General features: G+C 44.4%; 24 protein-coding genes, 1 riboswitch and 1 other annotated feature. Of the genes, 5 read left to right on the top strand and 19 right to left on the bottom strand.

Annotation, left to right across the window (positions count from 1 at the left end; all coding sequences use genetic code 11):
- Positions 1 to 14: 14 nt before the first annotated feature.
- From hisC to RH85_RS18460, 4 genes are all read right to left on the bottom strand, one after another.
- Positions 15 to 1055 (bottom strand): histidinol-phosphate transaminase, encoded by a 1041-nt coding sequence (gene hisC / locus RH85_RS18475; protein WP_006714241.1) that lies wholly within the window; start codon positions 1053 to 1055, stop codon positions 15 to 17.
- Positions 1055 to 2356 carry a histidinol dehydrogenase gene (gene hisD / locus RH85_RS18470; protein WP_006714240.1) on the bottom strand — a complete coding sequence of 434 codons (1302 nt, stop codon included), beginning with the start codon at positions 2354 to 2356 and terminating at the stop codon, positions 1055 to 1057. Before hisD ends, hisC begins: the two co-directional genes overlap by 1 nt.
- 4 nt (positions 2357 to 2360) lie before the next feature.
- Positions 2361 to 3257, bottom strand: a complete 897-nt coding sequence (gene hisG / locus RH85_RS18465) for an ATP phosphoribosyltransferase (RefSeq protein WP_006714239.1) — start codon at positions 3255 to 3257, stop codon at positions 2361 to 2363.
- Between the two features lie 52 nt (positions 3258 to 3309).
- Positions 3310 to 3445: a sequence feature (His leader region), on the bottom strand.
- Positions 3446 to 3659: 214 nt separating this feature from the next.
- Complete coding sequence (locus RH85_RS18460; protein WP_006714238.1) at positions 3660 to 5255, bottom strand: Na+/H+ antiporter NhaC family protein; 1596 nt, start codon at positions 5253 to 5255, stop codon at positions 3660 to 3662.
- Positions 5256 to 5365: 110 nt separating this feature from the next.
- A riboswitch (Lysine riboswitch) is annotated at positions 5366 to 5549 on the bottom strand.
- Positions 5550 to 6067: 518 nt separating this feature from the next.
- Between RH85_RS18460 and RH85_RS18455 the strand changes: the two genes are divergently transcribed.
- Positions 6068 to 6475 carry an H-NS family histone-like protein gene (locus RH85_RS18455; protein WP_006714237.1) on the top strand — a complete coding sequence of 136 codons (408 nt, stop codon included), beginning with the start codon at positions 6068 to 6070 and terminating at the stop codon, positions 6473 to 6475.
- 93 nt (positions 6476 to 6568) lie between these two features.
- On the opposite strand, the gene RH85_RS18450 is transcribed toward RH85_RS18455, so the two are convergent.
- Both RH85_RS18450 and RH85_RS18445 read right to left on the bottom strand, forming a co-directional pair.
- On the bottom strand, positions 6569 to 7873 hold the full coding sequence (locus tag RH85_RS18450) for an inosine/guanosine kinase (protein WP_006714236.1): 1305 nt from the start codon (positions 7871 to 7873) through the stop codon (positions 6569 to 6571).
- Positions 7874 to 7965: 92 nt separating this feature from the next.
- The gene (locus tag RH85_RS18445) at positions 7966 to 8235 is read right to left on the bottom strand and encodes a hypothetical protein (protein WP_006714235.1); all 270 of its coding nucleotides are present in this window, start codon (positions 8233 to 8235) and stop codon (positions 7966 to 7968) included.
- A 337-nt stretch (positions 8236 to 8572) separates the two neighbouring features.
- Here RH85_RS18445 and mnmA point away from each other — a divergent pair, with 337 nt between their 5' ends.
- From mnmA to purB, 3 genes are all read left to right on the top strand, one after another.
- On the top strand, positions 8573 to 9694 hold the full coding sequence (mnmA, locus tag RH85_RS18440; protein ID WP_006714234.1) for a tRNA 2-thiouridine(34) synthase MnmA: 1122 nt from the start codon (positions 8573 to 8575) through the stop codon (positions 9692 to 9694).
- 27 nt (positions 9695 to 9721) lie between these two features.
- Positions 9722 to 10339, top strand: coding sequence for a high frequency lysogenization protein HflD (hflD, locus tag RH85_RS18435; protein WP_006714233.1), 618 nt, complete (start codon positions 9722 to 9724; stop codon positions 10337 to 10339).
- 151 nt (positions 10340 to 10490) lie between these two features.
- Positions 10491 to 11861, top strand: a complete 1371-nt coding sequence (gene purB / locus RH85_RS18430; RefSeq protein WP_006714232.1) for an adenylosuccinate lyase — start codon at positions 10491 to 10493, stop codon at positions 11859 to 11861.
- 122 nt (positions 11862 to 11983) lie between these two features.
- Here purB and RH85_RS18425 read toward each other — a convergent pair whose 3' ends face one another.
- From RH85_RS18425 to htpX, 9 genes are all read right to left on the bottom strand, one after another.
- The gene (locus tag RH85_RS18425) at positions 11984 to 12514 is read right to left on the bottom strand and encodes a DUF3833 domain-containing protein (protein WP_006714231.1); all 531 of its coding nucleotides are present in this window, start codon (positions 12512 to 12514) and stop codon (positions 11984 to 11986) included.
- The gene (locus RH85_RS18420) at positions 12511 to 13086 is read right to left on the bottom strand and encodes a chalcone isomerase family protein (RefSeq protein ID WP_006714230.1); all 576 of its coding nucleotides are present in this window, start codon (positions 13084 to 13086) and stop codon (positions 12511 to 12513) included. The genes RH85_RS18425 and RH85_RS18420 overlap by 4 nt, the downstream gene beginning before the upstream one ends.
- Complete coding sequence (locus RH85_RS18415; protein ID WP_006714229.1) at positions 13064 to 13570, bottom strand: DUF2878 domain-containing protein; 507 nt, start codon at positions 13568 to 13570, stop codon at positions 13064 to 13066. Before RH85_RS18415 ends, RH85_RS18420 begins: the two co-directional genes overlap by 23 nt.
- Positions 13571 to 13579: 9 nt before the next feature.
- Positions 13580 to 14821, bottom strand: a complete 1242-nt coding sequence (locus RH85_RS18410) for an SAM-dependent methyltransferase (RefSeq protein WP_006714228.1) — start codon at positions 14819 to 14821, stop codon at positions 13580 to 13582.
- Between the two features lie 4 nt (positions 14822 to 14825).
- Positions 14826 to 15644: a DUF1365 domain-containing protein gene (locus tag RH85_RS18405; protein WP_006714227.1), complete on the bottom strand. Its 819-nt coding sequence runs from the start codon at positions 15642 to 15644 to the stop codon at positions 14826 to 14828.
- Complete coding sequence (locus RH85_RS18400; RefSeq protein WP_006714226.1) at positions 15645 to 16949, bottom strand: NAD(P)/FAD-dependent oxidoreductase; 1305 nt, start codon at positions 16947 to 16949, stop codon at positions 15645 to 15647. It lies immediately after the preceding gene.
- 12 nt (positions 16950 to 16961) lie between these two features.
- Positions 16962 to 17687, bottom strand: coding sequence for an SDR family NAD(P)-dependent oxidoreductase (locus RH85_RS18395; RefSeq protein WP_006714225.1), 726 nt, complete (start codon positions 17685 to 17687; stop codon positions 16962 to 16964).
- On the bottom strand, positions 17684 to 18103 hold the full coding sequence (locus RH85_RS18390) for a nuclear transport factor 2 family protein (protein ID WP_006714224.1): 420 nt from the start codon (positions 18101 to 18103) through the stop codon (positions 17684 to 17686). Before RH85_RS18390 ends, RH85_RS18395 begins: the two co-directional genes overlap by 4 nt.
- Before the next feature lie 192 nt (positions 18104 to 18295).
- Entirely contained in the window at positions 18296 to 19165 is an 870-nt protein-coding gene (gene htpX / locus RH85_RS18385) for a protease HtpX (RefSeq protein ID WP_006714223.1), read from the bottom strand.
- 349 nt (positions 19166 to 19514) lie between these two features.
- Between htpX and RH85_RS23220 the strand changes: the two genes are divergently transcribed.
- Positions 19515 to 19682 carry a hypothetical protein gene (locus RH85_RS23220; RefSeq protein WP_006714222.1) on the top strand — a complete coding sequence of 56 codons (168 nt, stop codon included), beginning with the start codon at positions 19515 to 19517 and terminating at the stop codon, positions 19680 to 19682.
- A gap of 62 nt (positions 19683 to 19744) precedes the next feature.
- Here RH85_RS23220 and bioD read toward each other — a convergent pair whose 3' ends face one another.
- The 4 genes from bioD to bioB are packed head-to-tail and all read right to left on the bottom strand — an operon-like array spanning position 19745 to position 23420.
- Positions 19745 to 20425: a dethiobiotin synthase gene (gene bioD / locus RH85_RS18380; protein ID WP_006714221.1), complete on the bottom strand. Its 681-nt coding sequence runs from the start codon at positions 20423 to 20425 to the stop codon at positions 19745 to 19747.
- Complete coding sequence (gene bioC / locus RH85_RS18375; protein WP_006714220.1) at positions 20422 to 21240, bottom strand: malonyl-ACP O-methyltransferase BioC; 819 nt, start codon at positions 21238 to 21240, stop codon at positions 20422 to 20424. Before bioC ends, bioD begins: the two co-directional genes overlap by 4 nt.
- 4 nt (positions 21241 to 21244) lie before the next feature.
- Positions 21245 to 22384 (bottom strand): 8-amino-7-oxononanoate synthase, encoded by a 1140-nt coding sequence (gene bioF / locus RH85_RS18370; protein ID WP_006714219.1) that lies wholly within the window; start codon positions 22382 to 22384, stop codon positions 21245 to 21247.
- On the bottom strand, positions 22368 to 23420 hold the full coding sequence (gene bioB / locus RH85_RS18365; RefSeq protein ID WP_006714218.1) for a biotin synthase BioB: 1053 nt from the start codon (positions 23418 to 23420) through the stop codon (positions 22368 to 22370). The genes bioF and bioB overlap by 17 nt, the downstream gene beginning before the upstream one ends.
- Positions 23421 to 23452 lie beyond the last annotated feature (32 nt).

Below are 23452 nucleotides of genomic sequence, written 5' to 3'. Positions count from 1 at the left end.
GCGTTTTAGAGGGATTAAGCGTAAAAATTCCGGATAAAACCAACCGTTTTTTCACACTCATCGCGGTTACCAACACTAATGCGCACACAATTTTCTATCGGTGAATTACGCAGAATAATGCCTGTATCCCATGCTCCTTTAAACAGAGCATCACCATCACTAAACTTAACTAATAAGTAATTACCCCAGCCTTCAAATACTTCGACGCCAGCAATCATCGATAGACCCACTTGTAAGTAAGCGCGGTTGGCATTGAGATCGAGCATTTGGTATTTGGCGCGTGCAAGGCCCGCTTCAGAGAGCGCTTGAATGGCAATATCGGCAACAGGTATTGGTACTGGATACGGAGCAATCACTTTGAGTAAAAGATTAATAATCTCTTCGCTCGCCAAAGTGAAACCACAACGTAAACCTGCCAGTGCAAATGCTTTCGATAAGGTACGTAAGATGGCCAGATTTGGATATTGTTCCAGCAAATCAACCGTCGACGCCTCTGGACAAAAATCGATATACGCTTCATCCATCACCACAATCGCGCGGTCTTTGGTCATTTCAAGCAGTGAGATAATGTCTTCACGTTTAACCAAATTACCGGTTGGGTTGTTTGGGCTACACACAAAGACCAGTTTCACGTTATCTAGGTTTTGCTCGATAGTGGCTAAATCTAATTGCCACTCTGCCGTTAAAGGCACGACTTTACGCGTCACACCCATGGTTTCGGCACTGATGCCGTACATGCCATAGGTTGGTGGACAAAATAGAATCGCGTCTTCATTCGGTTCACAAAAAGCACGAATAAGCAGCTCAATACCTTCATCTGCGCCACGAGAAGTGAGCGTTTGCTCTGGCTTCACGCCTGCATAGGAAGCGTAAGCCTCAATCAGCTCTTTTGGCTGACATTCACTGTAGCGGTTAAGACGAGCAAAATCGGTCTTATATTCATTATTAAATGGCGATTCATTTGCGTTAAGCCATACATCACCACAGCCACCAATGCGGCGCGCTGATAAATATGGCGTTAGCTGTTGGACCTGCTTACGAGCTAACTTTTCCATTATGCTTCTCCTCGTTGAAGCAATTTTTCAACACGAATAGTCACCGCACGTTTATGTGCATCGAGACCTTCTGCCTCTGCCATGGTCACCACCGTTGGCGCCAATGCTTTTAAGCCTTCCGCTGACAGTTCTTGCACCGTCATACGTTTAGAGAAGTCAGCTAAACCAAGGCTTGAATAGGTGCGGGTATAGCCGTAAGTTGGCAATACGTGATTAGTGCCTGATGCATAATCCCCCGCAGACTCAGGTGACCAATCACCTAGGAATATCGAACCGGCGTTATCCAGTAATGGCAACAACTCACGTGGATTTTTGGTTTGCACAATCAAGTGTTCTGGGCCATAAAAGTTTGAAATAGATACCGCTTGAGTTAGAGACTCAGAGATAATAATCAAACTTGATGCGAGTGCTTTCTCGGCAATATCTGCGCGAGATAGCTCTTTCAATTGACGCAGAACAGCGTCAGCCACTTGATCCGCAATCACCGGTGAAGGCGTAACCAAAACCACTTGAGAATCAGGACCATGTTCCGCTTGGCTCAGCAAATCTGAAGCAATAAAGTCAGGATCAGCGGTTTCATCGGCAATCACCAGCACTTCCGAAGGACCAGCTGGCATATCAATCGCCGCGCCGCGGAAATCATTGCTCACTTGACGCTTAGCTTCGGTGACATAGGCATTCCCTGGGCCAAAAATCTTATCTACTTTGCTGACCGATTCTGTGCCGTAAGCCATGGCCGCAATCGCTTGACCACCACCAATGTTATACACCTCGTCGATGTTACATAACTTAGCAACATAAAGGATTTCATCGGCAATCGGCGGAGGTGAGCAGAGCACCACTTTTTGGCAGCCGGCTATTTGCGATGGCACGCCCAGCATCAATACTGTTGAAGGCAATGGCGCACTGCCACCGGGAATGTATAGCCCCACATTTTGAATAGGACGCGTCACTTGCTCACACACAACACCCGGTTGGGTTTCCACCTTCAGAGGCTGTGGTTTTTGCGCTTTATGAAACTTGGCAATATTGCTATACGCTTGTTCAAGCGCTTGCTTCATTTTTTCACTCAATCGCCCTGAAGCGTCATCGATTTCTTGCTGTGAAACACGAATAGAGTTTGGAGAGACACGATCAAACTTTTCAGTCAGTTCTCGCACCGCTGCATCGCCCTGTTGGCGAACCTGCGCAATCACTTGCGACACTGCCGCCGTGATATTTGCCCCTTCCGCAATCGCTGGACGCTCTAATACCGCATCTTGCTGTGTTTCACTCAGAGATTGCCATACCACTGTTCTCATTGGCTTACTCCATCATTTTTTCAATCGGTAGTACAAGAATCGAGCTCGCACCTAATTCTTTAAGTTGTTCCATGGTTTCCCAGAAAAGATTTTCTGTACTCACTAGGTGAACAGCCACTTTTTGTTTATCCGCAGACAGCGGCAACACCGTTGGATCTTCTGCACCCGGCAGCAAAGCTTTCACTTGCTCTAAACGATCGACAGGCGCGTGCAGCATGATGTACTTGGATTCTTTGGCTTGCTGTACGCCTTGCATGCGCGTAAGTAGTTTTTCGATCAACGCTTGTTTATCCGCGGCAAACTCGCCCGTGCGTTGAATCAAGGTCGCTTTCGAGCGGAAGATAACTTCGGCTTCTTTTAGACCATTAGCTTCAAGGGTTGCACCGGTTGAAACGAGATCGGCAATTGCATCTGCCAATCCGGCACGGGGGGCGACTTCAACAGAGCCTGTGAGCATACAGGTAGAAAATGGAATGCCTTGCTCATCCATGTAGGCTTTGAGCAGGTGTGGGTAAGTGGTGGCGATGCGCTTACCCGCAAGATCTTGAGGGCCGGTATATTGCTGGTCTTTATTGATGGCAATTGAAAGACGACAACCACCAAAATCAAGACGACGCAGTTGCAGAAACTCATTTGGCTCACCAAGCGCTTTACGATCTAAGCGAACTTCTTCTAGCTCATTCTCACCAATAAAGCCTAAATCAACCACACCGTCCATAATGAGGCCGGGAATATCATCGTCACGAACCAGTAACAAATCAATCGGCATGTTTTGCGAATGAACCACGAGGCGCTCACCCATGATGGTAAATTTGACGCCACACTGTTTCAGCAGTAGTTGACACTCTTTGCTGAGGCGACCTTTCTTTTGTATTGCGATTCTTAGGCGTTGTGTTTGCATTGCGATATCCCTGTGCAAATTTTTGATAATTCTTAGTTTTCAAGACACTAAAATTGAAAAACCCTCGGAAGATGTGAGTCTCCCGAGGGTTAATTCTAAAAATCTTTTGATTTAGCCTCCGGGAGTTTCCTGTCCCCCGGGTATGCGATCATCTCCCGAAAGACTACATTGGGTGATGGTGATTGTTCATTACAATATTTCGCATACTAATTAAGCTCTTCAATTCCGCTTGGTTGATAACCACACTAACCAAGCCATTAACTTTTTTCAACCTTTAATTTAAGTTTTTTTCAACGCACTACACACAGCTTTTCTATTAACCTTTATCAATAAGTTAGCTTAGAAACAAAAAAAGAGAGCCTAAGCTCTCTTTTTCACCAAACTAACATCATCAATCGTAGATTATTGCGTCGTCATCTTTGATTTGGACAAGCTGTTCAAAACAAAACATACCGCGATAAATGCTGCACTACACGCAGTTAGAGACAACATTAATGACTCTGTCATACCAAGCACAATAAAGCCGATACACGAAATCAAAGCTACCGACAATGCATAAGGAAGCTGAGTCGTTACGTGATCAATATGGCAGCAACGAGCCCCCGTTGAAGACAAGATGGTCGTATCCGAGATTGGAGAACAGTGATCGCCAAATACTGAGCCAGCGAGCACTGCACTAAGCATCGGTAGCATTAGCGTGATATCGGTGTTACCGGCCATATCACCTGCGATTGGCAACATAATACCAAACGTCCCCCATGAACTACCGGTTGCAAATGCCATCACACCAGACAACAAGAATAGGATCACTGGTAACCAGTGTGGGTCCACGTTACCTTGCGCCATAGTAGATAAGTAACTACCTGTTTTCATGTCACCAATAACCGTACCAATCGACCATGCAAAAATAAGAATTAGAATTGCACCGAACATCGATTTAGCACCAATAACCAGGGTACGAGTCACTTCAATAGCAGGAATACGTTGGCGAATAACAGTGATCAGAGCAACAAGAAGACCAACTGAACCACCGTAAATCAATGAGGTGCCTACATTGGTATTTTCAAATGCACCAAGCAAAGCAAATGGCTTACCGCTTTCTGCAAGGACTTGACCGCCGGTGTACAGCATCGAAATCACCGTCGCGATAATAAGTAGGACAATCGGTAGAACAAGATCAGACACTCGACCTTTATCACTTTCATTAATATCCAGCTCTTCGTCTAGAGAACGTGCTTCTTCAAGTTCATCTGTTTGCTTTTCGTCATCAAAACCACGGCCTTGAGAAGCGGCAATTTCATGCTCACGCATTTTGCCAACATTCAAACCAAACCATGAAACCGCAAATACCATTAGTAGTGCAAAGATGGCATAGAAGTTCATCGGTACTAAGCGCATGTACGCGCCTAAAGCAGAATATTCTGTGATGCCGTGCGAAACCAAAATACCACTAATAATGGTCATGATGTATGCACCCCAGCTAGAAGCGGGCATCACAACACACATAGGGGCAGCGGTTGAATCGAGAATGTAAGCAAGTTTCGCGCGTGATACATAGAAACGGTCAGTCACCGGGCGAGAAATCGCACCCACTGCGAGGCTGTTAAAGTAATCATCAATGAAGATGAAAATACCTAAAAATGCCGCTAATAGTTTCGCACCACGTTTACTTTTAATACGTGATTGAGCCCAATCGGCAAAAGCGCGCGTACCGCCAGACAATGTCAATAACGCCGTCATCATACCCAGCAACAACAAGAAGCCAATAATGCTCATGTTACCGGCATTTAATGCGCCATCTTCAATAAAAACGCCAACGACCGTATTTTTGACGTAGCCAGCTGCGCCACCAAGGGAATAATCAGCCAACAAAACTGCGCCTAATACGATACCCGCGCCCAACGAAAGCAGAACACGACGAGTAATAATGGCAAGACTCAAGGCTACTACCGGAGGCAGCAGTGAAAAAGGGGATGTAGCAAAATCGATTAAATTCATGATCTTCAAAAACCAGTAATAATTGGTTAGAGATCTACTGCAGACGCAAGGACTAAAAAGATAGTCTATGCATTTAAAACATAGCGATAGGAAAGTGAACACTTGCCCTAGCCTACAGTAGCGCTCCATAGTTATACAAATAATAGACTATGGCAGTGTTGCCCCTATTCGAGTGCAACCCCAGCAAGCTGTTTTGATCTACAAACTCACTTCGGCGGAAAAGACCTTTTACGTTTGCTCATTGGCATCACCCCAACAAACGCGACTCATTCATTCCGCTCCTCTACCGCATTGACCAAATATCAAACTGCATTAAACTAAATTTAACATAGCTTTAACTAAGACAACGCATCAGGTGACGACCATTGTACTTATCTTAAACATCATTTCAATACATCGACCTAAACTTTATTGCGTTTTTTATCAGCGTATATCCCTCTCCGCAGACCAACATATGCAACAAAGGTGTAAACGAGTCTCTCTTGTCATTACGCTGCTATTTCATACTAAATTGTCAGCTTTCGGTTAATACTGTCATATATACTCAAGCTAAATTTATTATAACTTGCATTCCACAAGATAAATAATTTTGCTAATCGACTAGCATATATGAAACCAAGCACTAAACTTAATGTCGTTACTTCTCGCTAAATTGAAGTATTAAGTAAACAATAGAATGTGAAGTGAGCTTAAAACTTACTTACGTTGGAATTGTAATAATTATTTTTTATTTAATTTTATATAATTGAATTGTAATATCCCCATTACGGGATTAATATCCATTTATCGCTTAATTATTATTGGTGCCATTTATGTCGGAATTAACAAAAACACTTTTAAACATCCGTAGCCTGCGTGCTTTCTCTCGTGAACTGACTCTAGAGCAACTAGAAGAAGCATTGGAAAAATTAACGCTTGTTGTATCAGAGCGTAAAGAAGCAGACGAAGCTGAACTCGCTGAGCGCGCAGAGCAAGAAGCAAAACTTGCCGCTATCGCTGAACAAATCGCAAAAGACGGTATCGATGTAGAAGCACTAATTAGTGCGTTGGCTGGTGAAACAAAAACAAAAGCGAAAGCAAAACGCGCACCACGCCCAGCAAAATACAAGTACCAAGATACTAACGGCGATGAAAAGACTTGGACAGGTCAAGGTCGTACACCATCAGCTATTCAAGCACTATTAGATTCAGGTCGTAAACTAGAAGAGTTCTTAATCTAGTCTTCAACCAACAAAAAAGGCTCCTAATTAGGAGCCTTTTTTATACCGGCAATAAAAATAATGCCAGCTCAATAGCAGGCATTATTCTATTTATTATCTTTCCCAGTAAGCTTCTTCCAAGCTATCTTCTCGTTCAGGCAAGCCTCGCGATAAACGAGGGGAGTGTTGAACGAGTACTTCATAACTGGCACGGTTTGAGTATTTACACACTTGAGAAAACGAAGAGTATGTCAAGTATGCGTGTGCATGCTTACTTGAGTTTGGTACGTTTTCTTTGTGGTATTTATTTGCCGCCATATCATGCAATAAAGCTGATAACGCCGCGTCGCCTGCACCATTGGTATTTTTGATTTTCTCTGGGCCACCCATATAAGGTGAAATATGTGAATAGACTTTAATTGGATCATCACATAGTGCTTTAAATGCCGGACGACTGAACTCGTATTGGTTAAATTCAGCAATACAACCCGGCAATAGCGGCAGCGATGTCTCACGCTTAGCGCTGTCTTCAGTGTAACCAGCCATATATAGACCAACAGGGCCTGCAGTACATAAAACCAGATCAACCCACTCAAGAGCTTTATCTGATGCAGCAAGTGGGTCCGCTTCACCCGTTAGGGCTTCAGCTTCATCTTCATTCATTGCCACAACAGAAACATGGTCACGTAAAAAGTCTTGCCAGAATGTAGGATCATCTTGAATAACGAATTTGGTACCAAGTGTTAATACCACTGGCACATCATATTTTTTCGCGTATTCAATCGCACGCATTGTAGCTTCAGGCATAGGATCACCTGGTTTACAGCGCACTAAATAAGCCGTTAATACCAGCGCTGATGCATTTTTGAATATCTTTTCTGGAATGCTATCAGGGCGAAGTTGGTTCATTTGACCTTCACTAATTGCAAAAGTACGTTCACCATCTTCAGTAATAAGTGCGAAACAGCGACCAATTGCACCTTCAACACCTTGTAGGTAGTTCAAGTCCATTCGGCTCGATGTATTACACAAATAACGGTAGCCATAGCTGCCAATTTTAATATCTTGGCTCATAACACCCAACAAGGTTGAACGATCATCCGCCAACACTGAGTAGTTATGAAGTGTATTACCAATCGTACCACCCGCATATTCATTAGTAATAAGCGCTTGGTCTTTCAGTTCGTTATATAACGCTTCTGCCGTTTGGTCGTCAATAACCAGTGAGTGTCCCTTACTCAGTCCGTATTTTTCGATCAGATCCGAACCGACTTTCGCTTCAATATCCACCAATGTCTGATCGATACCAATAATATGGGTACGAGACATCTTCTTGCTCTCTTGCGCTTGGCTTACCAATGGGTCGCGAGCATGGACGGGAAAATAGTGCTTCGATTTACGTTGACCAGGAAATTTCATAACTATGATTCTGATTAAGGGATGACAGGAAGGCGGATTCTACCGCGCCGTGGATAGCGCGGCAATAACTGGGATTATAGCAAACGTTTGCTCTATTCACCTTCCATAAAGTATAGGTCTGGTAGGCTATCTAGATGCTCAGAATAACGCTTCAAATTAAATTCTCCGCCGTTTTTCATCACGTCGAAAATCTCAATAGAAACAGCACAAGCCATCATTGCTACTGCATCATCACGGCTAGTACCACTCATGCGTAAACGCATTAGCGTTTCTGTCACTTTAACTGGGTTACGATCTTCAAGTTGATTTTCAATCACTTCAATCAGATCCGCTTCTTGTAATATTTGGTTTTCATCTGTCACAGGTTTATACCTTAAACTTACCACTTGAATTTTCGTCACTATGCCATATATAGAGAGCTAATACCCCTACTACTTGAATGCAAATTCGTTCAGCAGCTTAAAGGCAAGTGCATAGACACCCATCAACTGAGGTAAACTCGATGAATGGAATGAATGGACATCGCCAACAACGTTGCTACGTCAATTCTTTTGGGAAGTGGGTAATCGTTAACGCAGATTATTTCAGCAAAGTAGCTAAAATTCCTCAAATTCGAAGTGTGATTTCGATCTCGGATCTGTCACCGAGAAATGCTTTCTGTTAGAATCTGCCTCCAGTAAATTTTTGTGGTGTTAAGCAATGTCTGAGAACTGTACTGACAACAGTCAAAAGAAAGTCATCGTTGGTATGTCTGGCGGTGTTGATTCATCGGTTTCTGCGTATCTTCTAAAAGAGCAAGGCTATCAAGTCGAAGGTCTTTTCATGAAGAACTGGGAAGAAGACGACAACGAAGAATACTGTACCGCGGCCCAAGATCTGGCCGATGCACAGGAAGTTTGTGACAAGCTTGGCATCCATCTGCACAAAATTAACTTTGCCGCAGAGTATTGGGACAACGTGTTTGAGTACTTCCTAGAAGAGTACAAAGCAGGCCGTACGCCAAACCCAGATATTCTTTGTAACAAAGAAATCAAATTTAAAGCGTTTTTAGAATACGCTGATGAAGTGCTTGATGCTGATTACATCGCGATGGGTCACTATGTTGACCGTTCTTTCCCACAAAACGGTGAAAAACCGCAAATGCTACGTGGTAAAGACAGCAACAAAGATCAAAGTTACTTCTTATACACCTTGAGTCACGAGCAAGTTGCGCGCAGTCTATTCCCTGTGGGCCAGATTGAAAAACCTGAAGTTCGCCGTATTGCGGAGGAACAAGGCCTGATCACGGCGAAGAAGAAAGACTCGACGGGTATCTGTTTCATTGGTGAACGCAAGTTTACCGACTTCCTTGGCCGCTACTTACCAGCGCAACCGGGTAAAATCGAAACGCCTGAAGGCTTAGTGATTGGTGAACACCAAGGCTTGATGTACCACACCTTAGGCCAGCGTAAAGGCCTACACATTGGCGGTCAGAAAGGCGGCGGTGGTAATGAAGATCCTTGGTACGTAGTAGAAAAAGATCTGAAACGTAACGTACTTATCGCGGTACAAGGTGCTGACCACCCACTTTTGAAATCTAATGGGTTGGTTGCATCACAATTACACTGGGTTGATCGCACCCCGATTAAAGAACCGTTAAAATGCACAGTGAAAACACGTTATCGTCAAACAGACATCGCGTGTACTATCATTCCAGTCGATGATGAAACCATCAAAGTCATTTTTGATGAACCACAAGTCGCGGTAACCCCTGGGCAATCCGCTGTATTCTACCAAGGCGATGTTTGTCTTGGTGGTGGTATCATCGAACAACGCATTTAATTGACGTATAACTAGGAGTAACTCTACGTGGCGAACACTCTTTATGACCGTACCATCGCATTTGCTGGTATTTGCCAAGCGGTGGCTTTAGTTCAGCAAGCTGCAAAAAACGGTCATTGTGACTCAGACGCGTTTGAAACTTCGTTAAAGGCGATACTGAACACCAATCCAAATAATACCGTCAGTGTATTTGGCCGAGAAGCCGATCTAAAACTTGGCTTAGAGTGTCTAGTAGAAGGCATCGACAGTACCCCCGCTGGTAGTGAAATTACCCGCTACATCATTAGTTTGATGGCTCTTGAGCGCAAACTAAGTAGCCGTAATGATGCCATGTCTCAGCTTGGTGACCGCATCAAAATGCTTGAACGACAAGCTGACCATTATTCGTTAACTGACGAACAAATGATGAGCAACTTGGCCAGTGTTTACCTTGATGTGGTGAGCCCAGTTGGCCCACGAATTCAAGTGACAGGCACGCCATCGGTGCTGCAGCAATCGAGTAATCAAAATAAGGTTCGCGCCTTGCTGCTTTCGGGTATCCGTTGTGCGGTGCTGTGGCGTCAAGTGGGTGGCAAGCGCCGCCATTTGATTTTTGGTCGCAAGAAAATGATAGAGCAAGCACAGATTCTACTCGCTCGAATGTAAACAAAATTAAAGTAACAGCTCGCATTCATTGCGAGCTTATTTTTTTAAGTCAGACAACCCTTGCGCAAACGTTTGCGCAATATTCGTGACAATTGCCAAAGTTATTGGTATAAAGCACACGAATTTTAGAAACCCAATTCAGGAGAAAATCATGGAATTGTCAGCATTGACTGCTGTTTCACCAGTAGACGGTCGTTACGGAAGCAAGACGATTGCGTTACGCGAAATTTTCAGTGAATACGGTCTATTGAAGTACCGTACCATCGTCGAAATCCGCTGGTTACAAAAGCTTGCTGCAACCGCTGAAATTGCTGAAGTTCCAGCATTTAGCGCAGAAGCAAATCAATTCCTAGATAACCTTGCAGAGAACTTCTCTGAAGAAGACGCATGTCGTATCAAAGATATCGAACGCACAACGAACCACGACGTTAAAGCGGTTGAGTACTTCCTTAAGGAAAAAGTTGCGGGCATGCCTGAGCTGCACGCGGTTAACGAATTCATTCACTTTGCGTGTACTTCTGAAGATATCAATAACACTTCTCACGCTCTAATGCTTAAAGAAGCACGTGAGACGGTAATTCTTCCTGAAATTCGTAACCTAATTGACGCGATCAAAGCGCTTGCTGTCGAGCACCGCGATATTCCGCTGCTGTCTCGTACACACGGTCAACCAGCCTCTCCTTCTACTATGGGTAAAGAGATGGCAAACGTTGCATACCGTATGGAACGTCAATACAAGCAAATCGAAAACGTTGAGATTCTTGCTAAAGTAAACGGTGCTGTAGGCAACTACAACGCACACCTATCTGCTTACCCAGAACTTGACTGGCACAAATTTAGCGAAGAGTTTATCACTGAGTCACTTGGTGTAACTTGGAACCCATACACAACTCAAATCGAGCCGCATGACTACATCGCAGAGCTCTTTGACGCGGTTGCTCGTTTCAACACCATTCTAATCGACTTTGATCGTGACGTTTGGGGCTACATTGCACTGGGTCACTTTAAACAAAAGACTATCGCAGGTGAAATCGGCTCTTCAACTATGCCACACAAAGTCAACCCAATCGACTTTGAGAACTCAGAAGGTAACCTAGGTCTAGCGAACGCTGTTTTTGGCCACCTAGCACAAAAACTGCCTGTTTCTCGCTGGCAGCGTGACCTAACTGACTCAACGGTTCTACGTAACCTAGGTGTTGGTGTGGGTTATGCGATTATTGCTTACACTTCAACGCTCAAAGGCATCAGCAAGCTTGAAGTAAACCGTGAAGCGCTTCTTGCTGAGCTAGATCGTAACTGGGAAGTATTGGCTGAACCAGTACAAACAGTAATGCGTCGTTACGGCATTGAAAAACCATATGAAAAGCTAAAAGAGCTGACTCGTGGTAAACGTGTTGATGGTGAAGCTATGCGTAACTTTATTGACGGTCTTGAGCTTCCAGAGCACGAGAAAGCACGTCTTAAAGAAATGACGCCAGCAAACTACATCGGCCAAGCAATCGAGTTGACCGACAAGCTGTAATCGCACTCTAAAAAGTGCTCAAAAGGGTTGCCCTAGTTTCTAGGGCAACCCTTTTTTATTTCTCGAACAATACCTATTAGCGACTCAACGGTATATTGAGCGGCGAATGTGGTGTTATCACCTTACTGCTTTTGAAAGAAGATCGTCACCTGCCCGACTTCAATACCAAATTTACTGATCTTAGTAATATTGAATAGATGCTTCTCATCTTGTCGATAGAGCCAATCGTCCATCGCGACTTGTGTGGTGCCATCGTTCCAAGGCAATTGCAGATCATATTGCCAATGCATCACATGCCCTTGCTCTGAGCCCAACGCGACTCCCACAACATCGTTAGCGGTGCCGCGATAGCTTCCATCTGCTTGACGTTCAATAACCCAAATTCTCTGTTGAATCTCTCCGTCATCAAACACAAAATCTTCAACCAAGGTCAAGCGATCTCCTTCAACCGTGCCAACAATCACTACCTCAAAACGGCGAGTTTGCTTATCGCTAAAATCCTGCACCATCCCCCACGCTGTTGTGTTACCGACAAAATACTCAAATAAGTTAAATGTCGGAGTCGAATTATCAGCTTGATAATCGCTAATCTGAGTATTACAGCCAAATAACAACCAAGTAAAAACAACTACTACCCATCGTTTTACGTTCATTTTACCTGTCCTATTAAATGTTTACGGAGGTCGGAATATTCGGTTTTAGGCGACAGCCAAATCGCTAGAAATGCGTCATTAAGTTGCTCGTCGTCAATGGTGCCCAAGGACTGATTGCTATTAACATTAGGTGAAAATTCAAAGCGACCACTTTCACCATTGGTAATATAAGTCAGTCTTTGCCCTTCTTTGACACTGGGGAAAATAGTCGCCAATTGCGCTATCCATTGCTTCGATTGTGCTTTGTCATAGCCTTGCTTGATCCATTGCTCATATGTTGCGTCTAGCAGTTGCTCTCGGCTTATACTGCGTTGGTACTCTATGCTCAAAGCCAAAGGATGAGGACTCACGTCTTGGCTCACTTGATAGTCACCTGTTGGGCTGAATAATGTCGAATTATAGACATCAAAGAAAAGTACCTTGAGCTCGGCCCGGCCAACCGTTTGCCACTGCTTCCAATCACATGATTGACAACCTTGTGCATCGTTTATTGGTGCACTGAGTGCGCTGTGCCCCGTTAAACCAAGTAAAGCTGCAATAACAAAAGCTCTAAGCATCCGATGGTTTTTCATTGTTCAGACTCCTTACACACAACAGCGTCACCATCACCCATACCAGAAAGAACCAGAAAAACGTAAACAGTGTCGAGTAACCGAATTGAACTGCGCCCAACTTATATCCGGCTATATAACTAAGGCTGCCCGCGATCCCTCCAACGAGTGATACGAGTATCAAAGGATAGCGGCTCACCGCTGGGACTAAAAATTGGGCATACCACATAAACATCCCCCAAAGCACAACCAGCCAAAGAGGTATCGCAAACGAGTTAAAAATCAAAATACCCGCGGAAGCATTGACCATATCAACCCCCACCCCGAATAAGGTCAACGCCCCCCATTTTTGCCAATTCAAGGGGTGAAATTTAACACTCAGAGCAAGAGTCATAAGCAAGCACACCAACGCTAACCATTGCCAACGTTCACTGCCAACTACAGCCAAAAACCAGATGAGCTGGAACCAAGTCGAAGCAATTAATAAGGACTTAAACTGGCTCATTTTCGGCTCCTAAGGTCTTTGAAAAGTCATATGAACCGTACTAATCGTTTTGGCACGAAAGCCCCCTTCGCAGTAACAGAAATAGTAATTCCACATGCGAATAAAGCGTTCATCAAAGCCTAGCTCTGTCACCGTATCAAGATTGCGATTAAAGCGTTCATGCCAATGGCGCAACGTTTTACCGTAATCTTCGCCAATATCGAACAAGTCTCTCATCACTAAATCACTATGCTGAGTCGCGGCTTGCGTTAACGCCGTTATTGAAGGAAGAAAACCTCCAGGGAAAATGTATTTCTGAATAAAATCAACACTATTGCTATAACTTTTATATCTTTGATCAGCAATCGTTATCGCCTGAATAGCCATTAGACCTTGCGGTTTCAATAAGGCTTGGCATTGACGAATATAAGATGGCAGATATTCTTTACCCACCGCTTCAATCATCTCAATCGAAACCAATTTGTCGAATTGCCCTTCTAGCAAGCGATAATCTTTTTTCAACAGCGTAATTTGTTTCTCTAATCCAAGTTGCTCCACCTTATTTTTTGCGTATTCAAATTGAGCATCAGAAATGGTTGTGGTGGTCACTTTGCATCCATAATTCAGCGCCATATAAAGCGCCATCGCTCCCCAACCTGTGCCAATTTCAACCACATGATCGGTCGGTTTTAATTGCAATTGTTGACACAAACGTTCCATTTTATTTATTTGCGCTTGTGCCAATGAATCGTGGCTTGATTGATAAATCGCCGCCGAGTAGAGCATATTTTCATCAAGAAACGTTTGGTACAAATCGTTACTCAAGTCATAATGGGCTGATATATTTTTCTCTGAGTTTTCAACCGTATTACGATTCAACCAATGGCTAAATTTATTTAATAATGTCGATAAAAAGCTACTACGGCTTTCAATGCTATCTAGCGCAGACAAATTCAGTGCCATTAACTCCATCAATACCGTTAAGTCTGGAGATTCCCACCAATCATCCATATAGGCTTCCGCTGCCGCGATGCTGCCACCTTTGAGTAGTCGACTATAAAAGGCAGGGTTTTTAACGGTGATTATTGCCGCTGGCTGATTTGGCTTGTGCTCACCAAACCGTTCGCGATGTACGATTTTTCCAGACTCAAATTCCTCAATAATATTTAATGTACCTATCGACAATTTACATAAACAAGTAAAGGTCACACTACGCGCCGTTTTGTCTAATGTACTGAGTTGCTTAGGAAGAGTTAGAGTTTGAGTTGTCATGTTCCTATGCTCCTTGCTTATCATTTCTGTTGGTTGAACGCGTGGTGCGCTTGGCTGGCTGCGAGCTCTTGTTGTGATCACAGTCAGCTGACTTCTCTAGCGAATCTGCATTTGGGTGGGTATATAAAGGTGCCCCTTTGCACCACAACTTGAACGCATGCCAGTAAATCCCAATAACGACTTTTACTGCCATAATTGGCGTGGCGATCAAATGGCGAATGAGGCTACTCGAATCCAACGATGTTTTTTTCATCGCCATCGTAGCTTCGAACTCTTTTTCTTTGCGGTGGCACTCTAAGTGGATATTTAACGTTTTGTTTAGTGGCTTAATACGCCATTGGTATAATTGTTCTATCGGGTTAAATGGTGAGACATGGAATGATTTTTCATGCTCAAACTGACCCGATTCTGTTGCAGGAATGGCATAGTAGTGTCGCTCATTCCAAGGCGTATTACTCACCTCTGCGAGTAGATAACGCCACTCGCCATGACAATCATAAACGTAATAAAAATTCACTGGGCTAAAATAGATACCGAGATAACGAAGATGAATAACGGCTTCTACTTTGCCCTTTAAGCGCTCTCCAGTCAGTTGTTCTACCTTGTCGAGTACCGCTTGTTTTAAGCTGCCTTGACCAAGATAATCTTGGCGACGAAATCGAGCCCAATGCCACCAACCAGCCCCCATCCCCCACACCTGAGTGAAGACCTGATCAAGTTCATCCAGATCCAAGCAGGGCATGAAAAGCGGATAATTCAATTCATGAACCACCGGAACACTGCGCTTATGGCGAACCATACCAACCAAAAGAGAACTGTTCATTTAGGCCGCCCCTTTGTGCTCTAGTGGCGTAATCAGGCTAGCGGACTGCTCTTCGATTGCTTTAACCACGTCAAGCGCACTGCGTACACCATCTTCATGAAACCCGTTGTACCAGTACGCGCCACAAAACCATGCATTCACACAGCCATTGATGGTGTCGCGCTGTGCTTGTGCGCGCATCGAGTCATGATTGAACACTGGATGACTATAGTTAAACGTGCGCAATATTTTGCTCGGGTCGATATGCATTTCACTATTAAGGGAGACGCAGAACGTTTCCTCGCACTCAATCTGCTGCAAGATGTTCATGTTGTAAGTAAGCGTTGGTTGAGTCTTTTGTTCTTGTTCATCCCCGGTAAGGCGGTAATTCCAAGCCGCCCAAGCCGCTTTACGCTGCGGTAACAACGAAGTATCAGTATGTAATATCACCTGATTATTTTGATAGGCTAAGGCTGACAAAACTTCCTGTTCTTGCGCAGTGGCATCACCGAGTAACCCCAAAGCTTGGTCGCTGTGACAAGCAAAAATAACTTGGTCATAACTTTCAACGGTACCATTCACCATCAAATGCACACCGTTGACATCACGCCATACCGATTGAATCGGAGCAGAGAGACGAATACGATCAGCGAACGCTCGCGTTAAAGCGGGAATATATTGTTTTGAGCCTCCCTCAATGACATACCATTGCGGGCGATTAACCACGTCAAGCAACCCATGATTAAGAAAGAAACGGGCAAAGAAGTCGAGAGGGAAAGCGCGCATGTCCGCTAAGGTAGAAGACCAAATAGCCGCGCCCATTGGCAAAATATAATTGTCACTAAAATAATCATTAAAACCATGTTGGTTGAGAAAATCCCCTAAGGTTTGCTCACTTTGTTGATGGTCCTCACCAAGATCACCCGCGTGGGCTTTAACCAGTTTATTGAAACGTAAAATATCAAGAATGAACTTGTAGAAACGAGGTTTAAACCAATTGCGTTTTTGTGCAAACAAGGTCGTTAACGTATGGCCATTGTATTCCAAACCGTTGGCTTGATTAGAGACGCTAAAACTCATCTCCGTTGCCAAACCTTTCACACCTATCTCTTCCATTAGCTGAATAAAATTAGGGTACGTACGATCGTTATAAACAATAAAGCCCGTATCCACAGCAAACGAATGTCCGTTAAGTTCAACATCGACTGTTGCCGTGTGACCACCAATATAGTCATTGGCCTCATAGAGCGTTATATCGTGATTTTTATTCAGGTAGTAACCGCAAGTTAATCCAGAAATACCGGTGCCGACAATTGCAATTTTCATGGTGATCTTCCTTTATTCTTGGATTAATTTCGCTGTGATTAGATTTTGCCAACGGTAAGGAAGCAAACTTAATAAACGTATGATGAGAGTAAATCGAGTCGGAAAATAAATGTAACTGGAGCCTCGCTCGATACCTTCTCGAATCGCCTTAGAGGCTTGTTCTACCTCTACCATCATCGGCATAGCAAAGGTGTTTTTTTGTGTCAAAGGCGTACGCACGAAGCCTGGATAAACCACCGTAACTCGCACGCCTCGCGGCTTGAGGGTCTGCTGCAGTGTTCGCGCTAAATAACTCACCGCTGATTTCGATGCGCCATACGCCTCTGCTCTGGGTAAAGCAAGCTCGCTGGATATCGAACCAACAACAACGACATGAGTACCAGCAGTAAAATGTGTTTGCGCCGCTTCAATCGCATGCACTAAACCCATCACGTTGACCTCAAATACCCGCCTTATTAACTCACTATCTAACTCCCCCTTCTCTATATACTCACAATCTCCGGCGTTAAAAATCCACACATCCGGAGATGATTGCATCGCCGAAATTGTGTGCTGAGTTTGTTCTCGATTCGTGAGGTCAAAACAGAGTGTTTCCAGACTGTGATTGTCAGTATGAAGCGTATCTAATGCCGCTTGATTGCGTCCACAAGCCACAACACGAGCCCCAGAGTTAAGGTAGTCAGCGGCGAGTTGATAGCCAATACCTGAGGTAGCGCCAGTAATAAAAACCGTTTTCATTCGCCAAGCCTCTGTTTAATGGTTCGGATCACAGAGCCAAGCAGCGGCAAGTTCTCATATAGCATTTCTCCGAGATCGAAGTAATCACGGTGATAGATGACTTTACCGTCGGAAAATTTAAGATGGCTAACACCATTGACATAGATAGTATTACCTCGTTGTAGCTTAGGATGCTCCAGCGCCATCGTCCAAGTGATAAACCCCGCATTTCCCTGCTGCTGAAGATCTTGGATATCGAACTGGCAACGCTGAACATTGCGATAAAGGGCGTCAAAATACCGTTTTAACTCATCCCACCCTTCAAGTCGGTGCGCCGCATCCTCAAAGACAACGTCTCGGTGATAGACATCATCCAGCAAATACAGATTCGATTTATTCAGTTGTTGGTATATCGAACCAACCGCGGCAACATCCATGCTAAACCTCACTTAGACTTGTACACTATTTATTTGTGTACAATAAACTTAGAACAACAAACAAAGTTGTACAACTTTATTTTTGTATAACTTAGTGAAGATTACGTAAGCAAATACGAATGGATCAAAAAAGGCTTGGATATTATCCAAGCCTTTCTTTAATAATTTGATGATGTTACCTGAGTATAGTCGTTACAAACCGTTACGTAATGCGGCAATACGTTTATCTAACGGTGGGTGACTCATTAACAGTTCCGTCATTGACGCTTTGCCATTAATACCAAACGCCATCATTGAGCCTTCGAGTTGAGATTCGTGACTCATTTTTAAACGTTCCAACGCTGCGATCATTTTCTCTTTACCGACTAACTGAGCTGCGCCCGCATCCGCGTAGAATTCGCGATGACGGCTGTACCACATAGTCAGGAAGCTTGCTAAGAAACCAAATACCAGCTCAAGCACCATCGATACGCCAAAATACACCATCATATTGCTGCCACCTTCACCTTCTTCATCACTGTTGGATGACACGATGTTGGCAATAAAACGTGATAAGAAGATAACGAATGTGTTCACTACGCCTTGCATTAGCGTCATCGTGACCATGTCACCATTGGCAATATGGCTCACTTCATGAGCAAGCACTGCTTCTGCTTCATCGCGAGTCATGTTGTGCAATAGACCCGTCGAAACCGCGACAAGCGAATCATCACGCTTTGCGCCGGTTGCAAATGCGTTGATATCTCCCGATTCATAAATCGCTACCGTTGGCATACCAATACCAACTTGCTGCGATTGACGACGAACCGTTTCTAGCAACCAATGTTCTGTTTCGTTACGTGGACTTTCAATCACCATGCCGCCAACAGAGCGCAGTGCCATGCCCTTTGACATCATCAATGAGATAAATGAACCACCGAAACCAAATACTGCCGCCATAACCAATAGGCCAGATAGGCTACCAGGCTGCATCCCCGTAACAGCATAAACAATATTCAAAACAACACTCAGAACCAATACAACGGCTAAGTTGGTTGCTAGGAATAACATGACTCGTTTCATTACTTTTCTCCGAAACAGAAAGCTTTTTGTTAGTGGCTTACGTGCATAGAATATCGAGTTAAAGATAAATTACACCGCAGCCTTTAGTCTACCATCTGATTCAACTCATCCGGTTAGCATATAGATATAGCTTAATGACTTTAAACACAAGGGCTAGAAGTAAATTGAAACATTTGTTTGCACCTTGAATATCTTGCCCAAGCGCTGAAAAGCCGCTAAACCTCAAAATACTCGCCAATACGTTAGACTTTGGTCTTATTGTAGACCAGTGAAAAAGTGCTAGATTTCTAAGGATACAGATATTCGCTTGTTACTTAAGTTAACGCTACAACGTCAAAGGAATGCAAAAATGGTTGAAACTAACAACTATCAAATGGCTATCGATCTGTTGTGCTGCCACCTTGGCATTACTGAAGATGAAGCTAAACAACAGCTCGGCTTAGCCACAGATCAGCAAATGCAACAGCGCGTAGCTGAAACACAATCAGCTCTGTTTGGCATGACTGCTGAAATGTAAGCTTATACAACAAAAAAGGCTGCCAAATGGCAGCCTTTTTTTGATGTGTAACTTTAACTTTTCTATCCAAGTAACGGAGACACATCAATATACTTGGCAAGGTCTTTACGCTTAACAGCCGGTACGTAAGGAATTTCACCAATTTTAGGTGCGGAAATTTTTTGCTCTAACATCTCAATAATTTCCGCGTAGTTTTCTGTACCTGGGTTGATGCGGTTGGCTACCCAACCTGCTAGCTCAAGACCATCAGCTTTAATGGCGTCAAGAGTCAGTAAAGCATGGCTTAAACAGCCCAGTTTAATACCAACCACCAAAACGACGGGTAGCTTCTCTTGTTGTACCCACGTCGACAAACAGTCACTGTCTGATACCGGCACGCGCCAACCACCCGCACCTTCGACTAAGACAATATCTGAGTTCTGCTTATGCTGAGCTAATTTATCACTTAACACCGCATAGTCGATTACCACATTTTCACGCTTAGCGGCAATATGTGGAGAAGCTGGAAGCTCAAGTGCATAAGGGTTAACGTCGTCGTAATCCACGTCAACCGTAGCGGCATTTTGTAGGTATAACGCATCAGAGTTACGCAACCCCTGCTCCGTTCTATCACTGCCTGCAGCGACAGGTTTGTAACCTATCGTCTGTAAATTTTTTGCCGCTAAAGCGTTTAAAATAGCTTTTGACGCGACAGTTTTCCCAACATCGGTATCCGTACCTGCAATAAAAAATGCATCAATCATAGATTAATTATCCCCAAACAAACCTGATATGTTGCGGGTAGAAGACCCTGATGTTCTTGACGAAAGGTTTGATATTCACGCTCAAGTCGTCTCAGCGAATGCTTGCTGGTTAAACCTTGAGAGCGCCCTGCGACATGATTCGCCCCGATGCCTTTGAGATCTCGCATCAAGCCAAGTGCAGAACCATACCAAACCACGATTTCGGGCAAGTCTAAGTGATGGGTATGACACTGGGATTGAGCTAACGCAATATTTACCTGATTGAGCGAGATAAAATCGTTGACGTGTTGATATGTGTCAATTTTTGCCCAAGCCTGTTTCAACTCACGCAGTGAACCATCCAAGAGGGTCGAAAATAACAATTGCCCACCGGGTTTCGTTACTCTGCTCATTTCTCGTAACGGTATTGCAAGATCCTGACACCATTGCAGAGCCAAGCTTGAGAAGACACAATCAAATTGATTATCCGCAAATGGCAACTGTTCTGCATCGCCTTGTTGATAAGTTATACCATCATTACCACAACGTTTTTGGGCTTGCTCAAGCATCGAAGCTGAGAGATCTAAGGCTACAACATTTGCCCCCCGATCTCGTAACTGCTGGCTAAAATAGCCAGTACCGCAACCCAGATCAAGAATGCGCCAAGAGGATAAATCCGACGGTAAAAGACCAATTAAACGCGCACCGACTTCACGTTGAAACGCGGCATGCTGATCATAGCCCTGCGCCGCTTTACCAAACGCTTCAGCGATGGCCTCTTTATCGCTATATCTGTTATCCATATCGAGAACATTCGCTCGTAATGCAGGATTCATGTCACTAAACCTCCAACGCAACTTTTAATGCCGCTGACAACTGGGTCACTTGTTCTAGCGTGTGGGCAGCGGTTAACGTGATACGCAGTCGCGCACCATCAACGGGAACCGTTGGTGGTCTAATCGCGGTAAGCCAAAAACCTTTCTCTCTTAGTTTAGTGGCGACTGACAATGCCCGTTCACTGCTAGCGATAAGTAAAGGCTTAATCGGGGTTTGCGTTTCAACATAGCCGGGCAGTTGCCCGCACAACTCATCATAACAAGCTTGCAGTTGCTGCAACTTATCCCTTCGCCATTGCTGAGCATCAATCATGTCAATCGCATGAGTCAGTGCATAAGCTAGACTAGGCGGGATAGCCGTAGAGTAGACATGGTGGCGGGCAAATTGGGTCAAATAATCTCCGGTTTGCTCATCACACAATATCGCTGCGCCAGATAAACCAAATGCTTTACCAAATGTCACCACCTGTAGCTGCGGTTTTATTCCAGCCTGATGACAACTACCACGGCCTTGACCTAACACTCCAATACCGTGAGCATCATCCACCGCTAGCCAAGCATTGTCCTGGGTGATATTCGCGATGGCAGGCAAAGGCGCCAAATCGCCATCCATACTAAATACACCTTCGGTGACGACCAATGGATGGCCTTCAAGCAAGTTTTCTAAGTGTTCGATATCGTTGTGTTTGAAACGCTTCATTGTCGCCGCAGATAACATTCCCGCCTCAATCAAAGAAGCATGATTGAGCTTGTCTTGCAGCAACAAATCCCCTTTTTGCATTAACGCAAAAATCATGGCTTGGTTCGCAGAAAAACCTGAGCCAAAGAGAATCGCACGTGAGTAACCCAGCCACTCACACAGACGGTGTTCCAACGCTTGATGGGCATGACTAAACCCCGTGACTAACGGAGAAGAACCGCTGCCATTACCCAATAAGTCGATGCCTTTCTTCCACGCTTCCGCCAAAGAGCCATCACGAGCTAAACCGAGGTAATCATTGCTGGAAAAATTAAGGTAATGCTGACGTTGTTGGTAAAGGCTGACGCTGTTAGCGTTATCTAACTGCATCAGTTGCCGTTGCAAGCCTTGCGTTTGACGCTCTGCAAGGGCTTGCTTTATACGCTGATCAAACGTTAGCTTCATAGAAAAGATCATCTGCAGAAGGTCTGGCGGCAACACGCTCAACGACGCGATCGAGCAATTCGCTCTCTTCAATTTCATCAGGGCGTTGCGAAACATGTTGGCTGTTGATACCCAGTTTATTAAACAGTTGCATGTCTTTATCTTCAGATGGATTTGGCGTGGTTAGCAACTTGCAACCATAGAAAACCGAGTTGGCACCTGCCATAAAGCACAAAGTTTGCATCTGTTCGTTCATATCTTCACGGCCAGCGGACAAGCGCACAGCCGAAAGTGGCATCATGATCCGTGCTACCGCAATCAAGCGAATGAAATCAAATGGCTCAACATCTTCAACACTTTCCAGTGGCGTGCCTTTGACCTTCACTAACATATTAATCGGAACACTTTCTGGGTGAGTGGGCAAGTTAGCCAGTTCTACAAACAAGCCGGCACGATCGCTGGCGCTCTCCCCCATGCCGATAATGCCACCAGAGCAAATTTTCATACCTGCATCACGGACATGCGATAAAGTATCAAGGCGATCTTGGTAAGTACGCGTGGTAATAATGTTGCCGTAAAATTCTGGCGAGGTGTCAAGGTTGTGGTTGTAGTAATCAAGACCTGCACCCGCGAGTTTTTCAGCTTGATCGGGTGTTAACATCCCCAAGGTCATACAGGTTTCCAAGCCCATCCCTTTCACGCCTTTGATCATCTCGGTCAAATGAGGCATATCACGCTCTTTAGGGTTTTTCCATGCAGCCCCCATGCAAAAACGGGTAGAGCCTGCACTTTTGGCTTTTTGCGCAGCATCCAGCACTCGTTCAACTTCCATTAAACGTTCTTTTTCTACATCCGTGGTGTAACGAGCACTCTGAGGGCAATATTTGCAATCTTCCGGACAGGCGCCCGTTTTAATTGACAGTAGAGTGCTGACTTGTACGTAATTGTGCTGTTGATATTGACGATGAACCAATTGCGCTTCAAACAACAGATCCATAAACGGTTTTTCCATAAGCTGCTGCACTTCAGCAACCGTCCAGTTATGACGAACTTCCACGTGTTTTCCTTTTTATATCCTTGCTAGTTCAG

It is taken from the genome of Vibrio ichthyoenteri ATCC 700023 (assembly GCF_000222605.1).
Classification (GTDB): domain Bacteria; phylum Pseudomonadota; class Gammaproteobacteria; order Enterobacterales; family Vibrionaceae; genus Vibrio; species Vibrio ichthyoenteri.
Note: the sequence above shows the minus strand (reverse complement) of the source record. Positions and strands in the feature narration are given on the sequence as shown.